12 protein-coding genes, 1 tRNA gene and 1 pseudogene are annotated in these 13,014 nt (G+C 65.1%); 10 read left to right on the forward strand and 4 right to left on the reverse strand.

The features are described from left to right. The first annotated feature begins 42 nt into the window (after positions 1-42). From AC0ZZU_RS13320 to pdxB, 5 genes are all read left to right on the forward strand, one after another. Positions 43-726, forward strand: a complete 684-nt coding sequence (locus AC0ZZU_RS13320; protein ID WP_476341270.1) for a response regulator — start codon at positions 43-45, stop codon at positions 724-726. After that, a complete protein-coding gene (locus AC0ZZU_RS13325; RefSeq protein ID WP_476341271.1) occupies positions 723-2,042 on the forward strand; it encodes an ATP-binding protein in 1,320 nt (439 codons plus the stop codon). The genes AC0ZZU_RS13320 and AC0ZZU_RS13325 overlap by 4 nt, the downstream gene beginning before the upstream one ends. A gap of 150 nt (positions 2,043-2,192) precedes the next feature. Beyond that, positions 2,193-3,593, forward strand: a complete 1,401-nt coding sequence (locus AC0ZZU_RS13330; RefSeq protein WP_476341273.1) for a diaminobutyrate--2-oxoglutarate transaminase — start codon at positions 2,193-2,195, stop codon at positions 3,591-3,593. 92 nt (positions 3,594-3,685) lie between these two features. Then, positions 3,686-3,928 (forward strand): sulfurtransferase TusA, encoded by a 243-nt coding sequence (tusA, locus tag AC0ZZU_RS13335; RefSeq protein ID WP_324118140.1) that lies wholly within the window; start codon positions 3,686-3,688, stop codon positions 3,926-3,928. A 93-nt stretch (positions 3,929-4,021) separates the two neighbouring features. Further along, on the forward strand, positions 4,022-5,164 hold the full coding sequence (gene pdxB, locus AC0ZZU_RS13340) for a 4-phosphoerythronate dehydrogenase PdxB (RefSeq protein ID WP_476341275.1): 1,143 nt from the start codon (positions 4,022-4,024) through the stop codon (positions 5,162-5,164). A gap of 59 nt (positions 5,165-5,223) precedes the next feature. Here pdxB and AC0ZZU_RS13345 read toward each other — a convergent pair whose 3' ends face one another. Next, positions 5,224-5,397 carry a PA1571 family protein gene (locus AC0ZZU_RS13345; protein WP_476341277.1) on the reverse strand — a complete coding sequence of 58 codons (174 nt, stop codon included), beginning with the start codon at positions 5,395-5,397 and terminating at the stop codon, positions 5,224-5,226. Positions 5,398-5,677: 280 nt separating this feature from the next. Between AC0ZZU_RS13345 and AC0ZZU_RS13350 the strand changes: the two genes are divergently transcribed. From AC0ZZU_RS13350 to AC0ZZU_RS13360, 3 genes and pseudogenes are all read left to right on the forward strand, one after another. Beyond that, complete coding sequence (locus tag AC0ZZU_RS13350; RefSeq protein ID WP_476341278.1) at positions 5,678-7,444, forward strand: ABC transporter transmembrane domain-containing protein; 1,767 nt, start codon at positions 5,678-5,680, stop codon at positions 7,442-7,444. Between the two features lie 787 nt (positions 7,445-8,231). Beyond that, positions 8,232-8,390: pseudogene (locus AC0ZZU_RS13355) on the forward strand (HAMP domain-containing protein); the annotation flags it as partial. A gap of 171 nt (positions 8,391-8,561) precedes the next feature. Beyond that, positions 8,562-9,275: a methyl-accepting chemotaxis protein gene (locus tag AC0ZZU_RS13360; protein ID WP_476341457.1), complete on the forward strand. Its 714-nt coding sequence runs from the start codon at positions 8,562-8,564 to the stop codon at positions 9,273-9,275. Positions 9,276-9,350: 75 nt separating this feature from the next. On the opposite strand, the gene AC0ZZU_RS13365 is transcribed toward AC0ZZU_RS13360, so the two are convergent. Together AC0ZZU_RS13365 and AC0ZZU_RS13370 are read right to left on the reverse strand one after the other, a co-directional pair. Then, positions 9,351-9,427: transfer RNA gene (locus AC0ZZU_RS13365), tRNA-Pro, on the reverse strand. Positions 9,428-9,495: 68 nt separating this feature from the next. Beyond that, positions 9,496-9,717 (reverse strand): YgdI/YgdR family lipoprotein, encoded by a 222-nt coding sequence (locus AC0ZZU_RS13370; RefSeq protein WP_476341280.1) that lies wholly within the window; start codon positions 9,715-9,717, stop codon positions 9,496-9,498. 195 nt (positions 9,718-9,912) lie between these two features. Here AC0ZZU_RS13370 and moaB point away from each other — a divergent pair, with 195 nt between their 5' ends. Both moaB and AC0ZZU_RS13380 read left to right on the forward strand, forming a co-directional pair. Beyond that, positions 9,913-10,452: a molybdenum cofactor biosynthesis protein B gene (moaB, locus tag AC0ZZU_RS13375; protein WP_158459080.1), complete on the forward strand. Its 540-nt coding sequence runs from the start codon at positions 9,913-9,915 to the stop codon at positions 10,450-10,452. Between the two features lie 22 nt (positions 10,453-10,474). Next, entirely contained in the window at positions 10,475-11,662 is a 1,188-nt protein-coding gene (locus AC0ZZU_RS13380) for a molybdopterin molybdotransferase MoeA (protein ID WP_476341459.1), read from the forward strand. On the opposite strand, the gene AC0ZZU_RS13385 is transcribed toward AC0ZZU_RS13380, so the two are convergent. Beyond that, a complete protein-coding gene (locus AC0ZZU_RS13385) occupies positions 11,651-12,898 on the reverse strand; it encodes a glycosyltransferase family 4 protein (RefSeq protein WP_476341282.1) in 1,248 nt (415 codons plus the stop codon). The two genes, AC0ZZU_RS13380 and AC0ZZU_RS13385, sit on opposite strands and share 12 nt — an antisense overlap. Between the last annotated feature and the right edge of the window lie 116 nt (positions 12,899-13,014).

A 13,014-nucleotide genomic window follows, 5' to 3' on the forward strand; every position in this document is an offset into this window, starting at 1 on the left:
TCGCTCGCCTGTGCAATGCACCTTTCCCTTGGAGGCTCCTTCATGCACGTCCTGCTTTGCGAGGATGACGACCTGATCGCCAGCGGCATCAGCGCAGGCCTTGCCGCCCAGGGCTTGACCGTCGACCGGGTGGGTACTGCCTCGGCGGCCCGGGCACTACTGCAGGCGGCGAAGTTCGACGTGATGGTGCTGGACCTGGGCCTGCCCGACGAGGACGGCCTGAAGCTGCTGCGCCGCCTGCGTCAGCAGGGCGAGACGCTGCCGGTGCTCATTCTGACCGCCCGCGACGCCATCACCGACCGCGTCGAGGGGCTGCAGGCAGGGGGCGACGACTACCTGCTCAAGCCCTTCGACCTGCGAGAGCTCGCAGCGCGCCTGCATACCCTGGTACGCCGCGCAGTGGGCCGGGCGGTGAACGTCATCGAGCATGGCCCGCTGCGTTACGACCCCAGCAGTTGCATCGCGACCCTTGGCGGCCAGCCGGTCGACCTGTCGCGGCGTGAGCAGGCGTTGCTCCAGGCACTGCTCAACAATCCCGGGCGTGTGCTGAGCAGCGAGCAGCTCAAGGACTGCGTGTACGGCTTCAGCGACGAGGTCGAGAGCAACGCCCTCAACGTGCATATCCACCACCTGCGCCGCAAGCTGGGCAACGGCATTGTCGAGACGGTGCGCGGCTTGGGCTACCGCCTGGGAGCGGCGCAGATACCGCAGGGGGCGTCATCGTGAGCCTGCGGGTGCGCCTGAGCCTGATCCTGGGGAGTGCCTTTGTGTTCATCTGGGCCCTGGCCGCGGCCTGGATGCTGCAGGACCTGCGCCAGCAGATGATGTTTTCCCTGGACCAGCGCCTGGTGGCCTCGGCCCGAATGGTGGCCGGACTGATCGAGCAACTGCCCCAGCCACTTTCCGCCCAGGGCCGGGAGACGCGGTTCGCCGCCGACCAGCTCAGCGTGCCGGACGGGATGGCGTGCCAGGTCAGCTCATTGCGTGGCGAGATACTTGCCAGCAACCACAAGCATGACGGCTCGATGGATGCCGAGCGCAGTGGTTTCCAGGACCAGACCATCGACGGCGCGTTGTGGCGCACGTTCACCTACACACGGGGTGACGTGCGCATCACCACCGCCGACCGCCATATGGAGCGCGAAGCCCTGAATCGTTCGATCCTGCTGGCCGCCTCCGCACCAGTGGTGATGGCCCTGCTTGGCAGCCTGGGCCTGCTGTGGATTGGATTAGGCAAGGGTCTCGAGCCACTCAACCGCATGCGTGATGCCCTGCGCAAGCGACGCGCCGACAGCGTCGAGCCGCTGCAGGTGGCTGGCATGCCGAGCGAGTTGCAGCCCCTGCTCGAGACCCAGAACCAGCTGTTCTTGCGTATCGCCCAGGCCCTGGAGCGCGAGCGGCGCCTGACCGACGACGCTGCCCACGAACTGCGCAGCCCGCTGACCGCCATCAAGACCCACCTGCAAGTCGCGCGCATGACTGAGGGCGCGGTACGCGAGCAGGCCCTGGAGCACGCCGAACAAGGCGCCGACCGACTGCACCGGACCCTGGAGCAGTTGCTGATGCTGGCGCGGGTCGAAGGTAGCCTGTCATTCGACGACGGTGTGCGTTGCAGCGCCGAACAGGTCGCCTTGCAGGCGGTGCAGGACGCAGGCGGGGGCGACAAGCGCCGCATTACCCTGCGCCTGCCCGCGGAGGCCGCCGAAATCTACCTTGGCATGCCGGCGCCCCTGGCGGTGGCGGCCCTGCGCAATCTGCTCGACAACGCCTTGCGGCATACCGCCGGGAGTGAGCCGGTGGAACTCGAGGTGCAGATGGCCGACGGGCAAGTGGGCTTCCTGGTGCGGGACCATGGCCCAGGGATCCCGGCGGATGATCTGCAGCACCTGACCGAACGGTTCTGGCGCACCAGCCAGAGTGGGGGTTGCGGGCTGGGGCTGGCGATCGTTCAGGCGATCGCGCAACGCTGTGCGGGCAGCTTGCGGTTCGAGAGCGGCCATGATGGCTTGCGGGTCTGGTTGCGGGTGCCTGCAAGAGGGTAGGGGTATGGTCTGCGGTCAGCGGGAAGGCCCCAGGCGTGCAAATCCGCTAAATCCTTTCCTTCCTGAAGCGTTCTCCATGCATCGAACCCGGCACACATCTGGCTACAGGAAGTGGCGGGCCCCTTCGCTTGCATGCCCGAGGTGCTTCACATGTCGACCGCTTCCAGCCTTGCCCAGGTAATGCCGGGTTCCGAGCCGGAACGCCTCTATGAGTTCGCTGACTCGCCCCTGCTGGTGCGCCAGCAACAGCAGGAGTCCAATGCCCGCAGCTACCCGCGTCGTCTGCCGTTGGCGCTCAAGCGTGCGCGCGGCATCTACGTGGAAGACGTCGAAGGCCGGGAATTCATCGATTGCCTGGCGGGCGCCGGGACATTGGCGTTGGGCCATAACCATCCGGTGGTGATCGAGGCGATCCGGCAGGTGCTGGCCGACGAGCTTCCCCTCCACACCCTGGACCTGACCACGCCGGTCAAGGACCGGTTTGTGCAGGACCTGTTCGGCCTGCTGCCCGAGGCACTGCGTCGGGAGGCAAGGATCCAGTTTTGCGGGCCGACCGGCACTGATGCGGTCGAGGCCGCGCTCAAGCTGGTGCGCACGGCGACCGGGCGCAGCACCGTGTTGGCCTTCCAGGGCGGCTATCATGGAATGTCCCAGGGCGCGCTGAGTCTGATGGGCAGCCGGGGGCCGAAGCAGCCCCTGGGAGCCTTGCTGAGCAATGGCGTGCAGTTCATGCCCTATCCCTACGACTACCGTTGCCCGTTCGGCCTGGGCGGCGAAGCCGGCGTGCAAGCCAACCTGCATTACCTGGAAAACCTGCTCAGCGACCCGGAAGCTGGCGTAGCGCTCCCGGCTGCGGTGATTCTCGAAGTGGTGCAGGGCGAGGGCGGCGTGATCCCCGCCGACTTGCAATGGCTGCGTGGCGTCCGGCGGATCACCGAGGAGGCCGGTGTCGCCCTGATCGTCGATGAAGTGCAAAGCGGCCTTGGCCGGACAGGACGGATGTTCGCCTTCGAGCATGCCGGTATCGTGCCGGATGTCGTCGTGCTATCCAAGGCAATCGGCGGCAGCCTGCCGCTGGCGGTAATGGTCTATCGCCAGTGGCTCGACACCTGGGCGCCCGGCGCCCACGCCGGCACCTTCCGTGGTAACCAGATGGCCATGGCGGCAGGCTCGGCAGTGATCGAATACCTGCTCGAACACGACCTGTGTGCGCACGTCGAAGCCATGGGCCAGCGCCTGCGTGGACAGTTGCAGGTGCTGCAGCGCGACTTCCCGCAGCTGGGCGACATCCGTGGCCGTGGCTTGATGCTGGGGGTCGAGCTGATCGATCCGCAAGGCGCCATCGATGCCTTGGGCCATCCGGCCGCGTCGCGCAGCCTGGCCCCACGTGTGCAGCGTGAGTGCCTCAAGCGTGGGCTGATCCTGGAACTGGGCGGTCGCCATGGCGCGGTGGTGCGTTTCCTGCCGCCGCTGATCATCACCGCCGTGCAGATCGACGAGGTCGCGGCGCGCTTTGCCCGTGCCCTGGCAGCGGCGGTCGACGCCGGCTGAGCCATTAGGCCCGGTGCCATCGCGCCGGGCCATTGAGGATAGCGGCGCTTGACGGCATGAGCGACAATGGCGGCTCTTGCACGGAGTACCCCATGACCGATTTCACCCCTGACGCCATTCTCGACGCCACCGGCCTGAACTGCCCGGAACCGGTGATGATGCTGCACCAGCGTGTTCGCGACCTGGCCGCTGGCGGCCTGCTCAAGGTCATCGCCACCGACCCCTCGACACGCCGCGATATTCCCAAGTTCTGTGTGTTCCTTGGCCATGAGTTGCTGGAGCAGCAAGAGCAGGCCGGCACCTACCTGTACTGGATCCGCAAGAAAGCCGACTAGACGCCGGGCTTGACGCCTCGCCCGGCATGCCATGAGCGGCTGGAACAGCTCGCGCGGAGCGCCTACACTGCGTTTCCCCTACAGGAGAGCGCCATGCTGATTGTTGCCGACGAGAATATTCCGTTGCTCGATGCCTTCTTTGCCGGCTTCGGCGAAATACGCCGCTATCCGGGCCGGGCCATCGACGCCGCCTGCGTCAAGGACGCCGATGTGCTGCTGGTGCGTTCGGTCACTCGGGTCCATCAGCAGTTGCTCGAGGGCAGCCGGGTGCGTTTTGTCGGCACCTGCACCATTGGCACCGATCACCTGGACCTGGATTATTTTGCCCAGGCCGGCATCCACTGGAGCAGCGCTCCGGGTTGCAATGCCCGAGGCGTCGTCGATTATGTGCTGGGCAGCCTGCTGACACTCGCGGAACTCGATGGCGTGGCGCTGGAGGACCGGGTCTATGGCGTGGTCGGCGCCGGGCAGGTCGGCGAGCGGCTGGTACGCGTGCTGCGCGGCCTGGGCTGGAAAGTGCTGGTCTGCGACCCGCCCCGCCAGGTCCGTGGAGAAGGCGATTTCGTAGACCTCGACACGATTATCGAGCAGTGCGATGTGATCAGCCTGCACACCCCACTGCTGCGTGATGGCTCCGATCCCACCTGGCATCTGATGGGTCGTGAGCAACTGGCACGCTTGCGCACCGGTGCCTGGCTGATCAATGCCAGCCGCGGGCCGGTGGTGGATAACCAGGCCCTGCGCGAGCTGCTGCTGGCGCGCGAAGATGTGCAGGCTGTGCTGGACGTGTGGGAAGGCGAGCCGCAGGTCGATCTTGCCCTGGCCGACCTGTGTACCCTGGCCACGCCGCACATTGCCGGTTACAGCCTCGATGGCCGGCAGCGCGGCACGGCGCAGGTCTACCAGGCGTTCTGCCGCTGGCGCGGCGAGCCCGAACTGGTGCGCCTGGCGGCCCTGTTGCCGCCGCCGAGCCTGGCCCAGGTCGATCTGGATGCGCGCACTGCGCCTGCGTGGGCGCTGGCTGCGCTGTGCCGGGCGGTCTATGACCCACGCCGGGACGATGCCGATTTCCGCCGCAGCCTGAGCGAAGATCCGGCCGAGCAGCGAGCGGCGTTCGACCTGTTGCGCAAGGGCTATCCGGAGCGTCGTGAAATCGAGGGCCTGACAGTGCGGGTACGTGGCGAGGCGCCGCAACTGGCGCAGGTAGTGAGTGCGCTGGGGGCGGTGCTGGTCTGAGGCTCTTTTTGCAGCCAACAAAAACCCGGCGCATGCGCCGGGTCGAAATAATTCGAGGCTCAGCCTTTCTTGGAAAGATCGACCCGGTTCTGCTCCAGGTTTTGGCAGGCTTCCTGGATCATCTGCTCGGTGATCGGTATCTCATGGCCCTGAGAATCGATGATCGAGCCACAGACTTGGGCCTGGGACTGGGGCGCGGTGTTTTGCGGTTCGCTGCTATGTTGCAAGCTCATTTCCTGTCTCCTCATCAGGTTGCAAATTCAGGGTATCCCCGAGCCGTGACGGGTCTGTGACAGCACCCGCGGTCATCACGGTGGGACGAGCACAGTCCAACAGAAAGTGTGACAAAGCTCCAGTGGCACTTTAGACCGAAACGATCTAGGCAATATCCAATGTAGCAGTGCTTTCGTGCAGTGCCTGGGTTCCGACGTGGCCCTGTGCCACGAGTTCATCGGCAAGCGACGAACGGTCAGTGCTACCCTGCAACAAACCTGCGGATGAACGGCGTACGTCATGCTCGAAACTGTTCCTTCACGTCAGCGCCAGGCCTTGAGGCTCGGCTGGCGCTTTCTTCGACCCTATCGCAAACAGGCCCTGCTGGCATTGCTGGCGCTGATCGTTACCGCCGCCATCACGCTTTCCATGGGCCAGGGCATCCGGCTGCTGGTCGACCAGGGTTTCATGACCCGTTCGCCGCACCTGCTCAACCAGTCCATTGGTCTGTTCATGTTGCTGGTGCTGGCGCTTGCGGTAGGCACCTTCAGCCGCTTCTATCTGGTGAGCTGGATCGGCGAGCGCTGCGTGGCCGATATCCGGCGCGAGGTGTTCGATCATCTGATCGACCTTCATCCAGGCTTTTTCGAGGACAACCGCAGCTCGGAAATCCAGTCGCGGCTGACGGCAGACACGACTCTGCTGCAGTCGGTGATCGGTTCTTCACTGTCGATGTTCCTGCGCAATGCGCTGATGGTGATTGGCGGGATCATCCTGCTGTTCATCACCAACCCCAAGCTCACCAGTATCGTGGTGCTGGCCTTGCCGCTGGTACTGGCGCCCATCCTGCTGTTCGGGCGCCGGGTACGCAGTCTGTCGCGTCAGAGCCAGGACCGGGTCGCCGATGTCGGCAGCTACGTTGCCGAGACTCTCGGCCAGATCAAGACCGTGCAGGCCTACAACCATCAAGCCCTGGACCGGCAGCTGTTCGCCGGCACCGTCGAGGCGGCGTTCGGAGTAGCGCGCCAGCGCATTGCCCAACGGGCATGGCTGATCACCCTGGTGATCGTGCTGGTGCTCGGGGCCGTGGGGGTGATGCTCTGGGTCGGTGGCATGGACGTGATTGCCGGGCGCATCTCCGGCGGCGACCTGGCGGCATTCGTCTTCTACAGCCTGATTGTCGGCAGCGCATTCGGGACCCTGAGCGAGGTCATCGGCGAATTGCAGCGGGCTGCCGGCGCCGCAGAGCGCATCGCCGAGCTGCTGGCGGCACGCAGCAACATCCTCGCCCCTGTACAGCCCGGGAGTTTGCCCGCAGGGCGTGCCAGTGGCCGTATCGAACTGCAGGACGTGCGCTTCGCCTATCCATCACGGACGGGCGTCGCCGCCATCGATGGGCTCTCCCTGAGTATCGAGCCTGGGCAGACGCTGGCATTGGTTGGGCCATCGGGCGCGGGCAAGTCGACGCTGTTCGACCTGCTGCTGAGATTTCATGACCCGCAGCAGGGGCGTATCCTGCTCGATGGCCTGGCGTTGACCGATCTCGATCCGGCCGAGCTGCGCCGCCAGTACGCACTGGTGGCGCAAAACCCCGCGCTGTTTCGCGGCAGCGTGGAAGCCAATATCCGCTATGGACGCCCGCATGCGAGTTGGGCGGACGTCGAGGCAGCGGCACGCGGTGCCCACGCCCATGAGTTCATTCAGCAACTGCCCCAGGGTTATCAGACCGTGCTCGGGGAGGGCGGCATCGGCCTGTCCGGCGGCCAGCGCCAACGCTTGGCCATTGCCCGCGCGCTGCTGACCGACGCGCCCATTCTCCTGCTCGACGAGGCCACCAGCGCCCTGGATGCTCAGAGTGAGCACTTGATCCAGCAAGCCCTGCCCAAGCTCATGGCCGGCCGCACGACCCTGGTAATCGCCCATCGCCTGGCCACGGTGCAGCATGCCGAGCGCATCGCGGTGATTGATCATGGGCAGGTAGTGGCTGTCGGAACCCACCGGCAGTTGATCAGCCAGAGCCCGCTGTATGCGCGTCTGGCAGCCCTGCAATTCGGCGCCATGGCTTAGTGGAAAGTGGCACTTGAGAGTGGGTGTCACATTTCTGTAGCAATGCCCTGAGACTATCTTCCCAGCTGTTGCGAGACGCTGGAAACTCGGCTGCCACCTCCACGATGGCAGCTTTTTTTTGGCCTGAGATGACCGTCAGCTAACGAGGACAAGGACGTCTTTGCCGGTCGGTGCCTTGGGCGCCGCTCCCCCTATCCTTGTTCCGAGAGCTGTAATGTTGCGTAAATCCCTGAAACTCCAGATTCTTGCACTTCTCGCGGGCAGCCTGGCAGCGATGCTGCTGATCGCCTTGGTGTGCTTCCAGTTCCTGTCCTCGAGTGTGCGTGGCTACGCTGACCTGGTGGATGGGCCGCTGCGGGCGTCGCAAATCATCGACGAGGCCAACCTGCAGTTCAAGGTGCAGGTCCAGGAATGGAAAAACGTGCTGTTGCGCGGTCGCCAGCCGGCCGAGCTGGACAAGTACTGGCGGCAATTCCAGGCACGCGAGCAGCAGGTCCAGACGCTGCTTGGGCAACTGGTCGACAGCAGTGAGCCCGCGCTCAAGGCCCGCCTGCTCGAACTGCGTGACAGCCATCGGCAGCTGGGGCAGGCGTACCAGGCGGGTCGCCAGGCATTTATCGCCGCCGGCGCCGATCCCGCTGCGGGGGATCTGGCGGTGAAAGGTGTGGATCGCGCTGCCAGCGAGCAGATGAGCGCTCTGGTGGAACAACTTCGTGCCGATGCCCGTGAGCGAGCGGGCCGGATCAGTGCCGGGGCCGAGCGCACCGTCTGGCTGGGACTGCTGGTGATGCTGGGTTCGGCGTTGCTGGTGGGCCTGTTCAGCCTCTGGCTGGTCAACCGCACCTTGATCGAGCCGATCCGCGAACTGATCGAGTACGTTGCGCAGCTGAGCCAGGGGCGGTTTGCAGCACGAGTGGAAAGTCGCCGCCAGGACGAACTGGGCCGCCTGGCCATGGCGGCCAACACTCTGCGGGATTTCCTCGCCGAGAGCATCGGGCATCTCAAGGCAAACGCCGTCGAGCTGGAGAGCGCCAGCGGGAAGTTGCGCAGTATTGCCGGCGACATGGCCCGAGGCACGGATGATCAGTTCCAGCGCACCGACCAGGTTGCCACTGCCATGCATGAGATGTCCGCCACCGCTCAGGAAGTTGCCCGTCACGCCGCCGAAGCCGCGCGCGCGGCTGACGATGCGGATCACAGCGCCCAGGCGGGCGAACAGGTGATGCAGGCCACCATCGACACCATCGCCCAGGTCAATCGGGAAATCGCCGGCACGGCTGCGGTGATCCGCCACCTGGAAAGTGACAGTACGCGAATCGGCAAGGTACTCGAAGTCATTCGCGGCATTGCCGAGCAGACCAATCTGCTCGCCCTCAACGCCGCCATCGAAGCCGCCCGGGCCGGTGAGGCCGGTCGAGGCTTCGCAGTGGTCGCAGATGAAGTACGCAGCCTCGCCCAGCGTACTGCGGCCTCGATCGCCGAGATCAACCAGATCATCGATGCCGTGCAGTCAGGCGCGCTGGAGGCGGTAAAGGCGATCGAGAGCGGGCAGCAGCGCAGCGAGGAAGGGGCGGAGCAGGTCCAGCATGCGGGACAGATGCTGCAGCGCATCACCACGGCGGTGGAAGCGATCCGTGACATGAACCGGCAGATAGCCACGGCGGCCGAAGAACAGACCAGCGTGGCCGAGGATATTTCGCGCAATCTGGTCGAGATTACCCGTATTGCGACGTCCAACCAGCAGGCCGTGCAGGAGACGGAGCAGGCCGGACAGCGGTTGCATGGGCTTTCGGGGCAACTGGGGCAGGTGACTTCGCGGCTGAGTGCTTGATCAGGCGCACTTCGCGATGCTCACGCAGACAGGAAAAAACCCGCACAGGGCGGGTTTTTCGGATCGGCAGGAGGCTGGTCGGAGAGACAGGATTCGAACCTGCGGCCTTCTCGTCCCGAACGAGACGCGCTACCTGGCTGCGCTACACTCCGATAACCAAAATCCTACTCGATCCTGTAATTTGCCGACAAGCCCCCCAGACGGGACGCTCGTCGCCTGATTACAGCTCCTTGACGGTGCGGATCTGGTCCTTGTTGATACGGGTACGCTTGCCATCGAGCTGCTCGATTTCATAGAAACCGGAGTCGTCATCGAAACTCGGCTTGTCCACCGCCTGGATCTCACGACCGTCATTGAGGGTAATCACGGTTGGCGATGCACAGCCGGCGAGGGTGGCGAGGCCCAATGCGAGCATGAAGGCAGGAAGGATCCGTTGGTTCATCATGTTTCTCCAGTTCGATGGTGCTAGTTGACTGTATGACGCAGGGCATCATTGCAAGTTCCGTGTGCCAGTGCAGCATAGCGGCACTGGCCAGGCACTGACCCATGACAATGCCTGGCCCGTCCAAGCCAGCCGCCAGGCGCCCTGTGTTATAAAAGAGGGCATTCATTCCCTGCAACGGACCCAAGGCCTCCCATGAAAGCCAAGGCAGATGTACCTTTCGTCCCGCTGAACATTGCCGTGCTGACGGTCAGCGATACCCGCTCCCTGGAAACCGATACGTCCGGCCAGATGTTTGTCGACCGCCTGACCGCGGCCGGCCATGCACTGGCTGCGCGGGTGTTGCTCAAGGACGACCTCTACAAGATTCGCGCACAGGTCGCCACCTGGATCGCCGACGAGCAGGTGCAGGTGGTGCTGATCACTGGCGGCACTGGCTTCACCGGTCGCGACAGTACGCCCGAGGCCGTTGCCTGCCTGCTGGATAAGCAGGTCGATGGTTTCGGCGAACTGTTCCGGCAGATTTCGGTGGCCGATATCGGTACTTCGACCGTTCAGTCACGTGCCTTGGCAGGACTGGCCAACGGTACCTTGGTGTGCTGCCTGCCGGGCTCGACCAACGCCGTGCGCACCGGCTGGGATGGCATTCTGGGCGAGCAGCTCGATGCCCGTCACCGGCCGTGCAACTTTGTCCCTCACCTGAAACAGGCAGCGCCGTGTGAAAGCCGTGGCTGAGCCAGGTGCGGGACGGCCATTGATGCCGGTCGAGGAGGCGCTGGAGCGCTTGCTGGGGCTGGCCGATGCCGCGCCGATCGAGGAAGTCGAGCGGGTGTCGCTGGCTGACGCCGAAGGCAGGGTGCTGGCTTCGGCGCTGGTCGCCAGCCTCGACCTGCCGCCATGGCCGAACAGTGCCATGGACGGCTACGCGCTGCGCCTGGCTGACTGGCAGGGCCAGCCGTTGCCGGTCAGTCAGCGGATTTTCGCAGGCCACGCGCCCGCAGCCTTGCAGCCGGGCACCTGTGCGCGGATCTTCACCGGCGCGCCCCTGCCGGCAGGCGCCGATTGCGTTGAAATGCAGGAAAACGCCGAAGTACTGGATGATCAGCGCGTGCGTTTCCTGCAGCCGCTGAGACTCGACCAGAACGTCAGGCCGCAAGGCCAGGAAACCCGCGTGGGCGAAACCGTGCTGGACAAGGGCACGCGGCTGGGGCCGATCGAGCTCGGCCTGGCGGCATCCCTGGGCCACGCGGAGCTCGACGTGGTACGCCGGGTGCGGGTTGCCGTGCTCTCGACCGGCGACGAGCTGGTCGAGCCGGGCCTGCCGCTGGGGCCTGGGCAGATCTACAACAGCAATCGCCGCCTGCTGGCCAGCTGGTTGCAGCGCCTGGGTTGCGACGTGGTCGACGTCGGGATCCTCGCCGATGACCTGGAGCTGACCCGCCAGTGCCTGGCCGGGCTGGGCGATGTCGACCTGATCCTCTCCACCGGCGGCGTCTCGGTAGGCGAGGCGGATTACCTCGGCATCGCCCTGCGCGAGGCCGGTGAGCTGGCCTTGTGGAAACTGGCGATCAAGCCCGGCAAGCCGCTGACCTTCGGTCACTATCGAGGTGTGCCAGTGATTGGCCTGCCGGGCAACCCGGCATCGACGCTGGTCACCTTCGGCCTGCTGACCAGGCCCTACCTGTTGCGCCGCCAAGGCGTGCAGTCCGTTGCGCCATTGCAGTTCAACGTTCCCGCCGGTTTCGACTGGCCGAAGGCGGGCACCCGGCGCGAGTACCTGCGTGGCCGTATCGAGGACGGCCAGGCACGCATCTACAAGAACCAGAGTTCGGGGGTGCTGCGCAGCGCTGCCTGGGCCGAGGGCCTGGTGGAAGTCAGGGAAGGCAGGACGCCGCGGTGTGGCGACACTGTGCGGTTCATTCCCCTGAGCGAGCTACTCGGCTGACCGGCCGAGCAACACACCCAGCGGCAGTGCGTCATCCGGCGTCAATTGCTGCTTGAGTCGCAGGTAGACCCCCTCGAGCTCCTGCGCCGCGACGCTCCAGTCGTGCCGTTGCCGGACGAACTCCCGCCCGGCGTGGGAAAGCTGGGACAAGCGCCACGGCTGGTTGAGCAACTGGGTGATCAGCAGGGCGAGTTGATCGCCGTCGTCGCTGCCCAGATAGTGCTCACCGTTGTTGACCTGCAACCCCGAGACGCCCTTGCCGGTGGTGATCACCGGCAGGCCGGCGGCCATGGCCTCGAGGATCTTTACCTTGGAACCGCCGCCGTATTTCAACGGCGCGAAAAACACTGCCGAGCGCCGCTGCAGTTCGCGCAGGTCAGGCCGGTAGCCCATCCATTCGATGCGCGGGTCGTTCCAGCGCAGTTTCCAGCTTGAAGGCAAGGCATGCCCCGCAATGGCCAGGCGCACGGCCGGGTTGCTCATCCACACCTGCGGAAGAATCTCGTCCAGGGCCCACTCGATGGCTTCAAGGTTGGCGCCATATTCAAAGTTGCCGACAAACAGCAGGCGCTGGCTGTGCACCGCCGGCTGCACGTTTTCGTAGTACGCACAGTCGACGCCATCGACCACCACGTTGACCTCGCGGCCACTGGCCCGGTGTATCCGTTCGGCATCGATGGCGCTGACTGTCACCACCTCGCTGGGCTGACGCAGCACCCGCTGTTCCCAGCGCCGGTGACGCCAACGGTCGAACGCGTTGATCGGGCGCAACCAGAGCGGCAGCCGGTTATGACAGGCTGCATCGCCGATCGATTCTAGGGTGTGCTCGCTGAGCATGTAGGGCACGACCCGCGCCTGCAGGGCCTTTTCGTAAGGTTGGAAGCTGTAGCTGTGCTCGATCTGGATCACATCCCAGGGCTCGTTCAGCAACTGCTCGAAAACCTGACGCAGGCGCGGTGCGAGTCCGTTGATGGTCACGCGCATGGGATAGTCGATGATCAGCGAGGCAACCAGGTTCAGGGGACTGTGCAGTGCTCGCCTGGGCAGCACGATCAGACGTTCGAGCCAGGGCTCGAGGGCCTCGCGGGCAGGATCGCTGAGCGGGACCTTGGACTGCACCAGCAGGGTGATGCGGTGACCGCGTTGTGCCAGGGCACGTATCAGGTGGTATTGGCGGGTCTTGCTGCCACTGGTGGTGGGCCAGGGCAGGTAGGGCAGTGTCCAGAGTATGCGCATGAACCCATCCCTCCCTGTCAGGCGGGCAATGACGACGTATGGCAGGGACGCGCGACCTGCAGTCGACGGGACTTGTCGGGGCGCGTCCTTAGCTATCAGTAAAGCGCAGGCCGCCT

The sequence above is a fragment of the Pseudomonas sp. JE3303 genome, assembly GCF_056312565.1.

Bases quoted from the DNA above. Each gene is read 5' to 3' on its own strand.
- AC0ZZU_RS13360 (WP_476341457.1), top strand. From the start codon at position 8,562: ATGCATGAGATGTCCGCCACCGCTCAGGAAGTTGCCCGTCACGCCGCC.
- tusA (WP_324118140.1), top strand. From the start codon at position 3,686: ATGACCGATTTCACCCCTGACGCCATTCTCGACGCCACCGGCCTGAAC.
- AC0ZZU_RS13330 (WP_476341273.1), top strand. From the start codon at position 2,193: ATGTCGACCGCTTCCAGCCTTGCCCAGGTAATGCCGGGTTCCGAGCCG.
- moaB (WP_158459080.1), top strand. From the start codon at position 9,913: ATGAAAGCCAAGGCAGATGTACCTTTCGTCCCGCTGAACATTGCCGTG.
- AC0ZZU_RS13345 (WP_476341277.1), bottom strand. From the start codon at position 5,397: ATGAGCTTGCAACATAGCAGCGAACCGCAAAACACCGCGCCCCAGTCC.
- pdxB (WP_476341275.1), top strand. From the start codon at position 4,022: ATGCTGATTGTTGCCGACGAGAATATTCCGTTGCTCGATGCCTTCTTT.
- AC0ZZU_RS13320 (WP_476341270.1), top strand. From the start codon at position 43: ATGCACGTCCTGCTTTGCGAGGATGACGACCTGATCGCCAGCGGCATC.
- AC0ZZU_RS13385 (WP_476341282.1), bottom strand. From the start codon at position 12,898: ATGCGCATACTCTGGACACTGCCCTACCTGCCCTGGCCCACCACCAGT.
- AC0ZZU_RS13350 (WP_476341278.1), top strand. From the start codon at position 5,678: ATGCTCGAAACTGTTCCTTCACGTCAGCGCCAGGCCTTGAGGCTCGGC.
- AC0ZZU_RS13370 (WP_476341280.1), bottom strand. From the start codon at position 9,717: ATGAACCAACGGATCCTTCCTGCCTTCATGCTCGCATTGGGCCTCGCC.
- AC0ZZU_RS13380 (WP_476341459.1), top strand. From the start codon at position 10,475: ATGCCGGTCGAGGAGGCGCTGGAGCGCTTGCTGGGGCTGGCCGATGCC.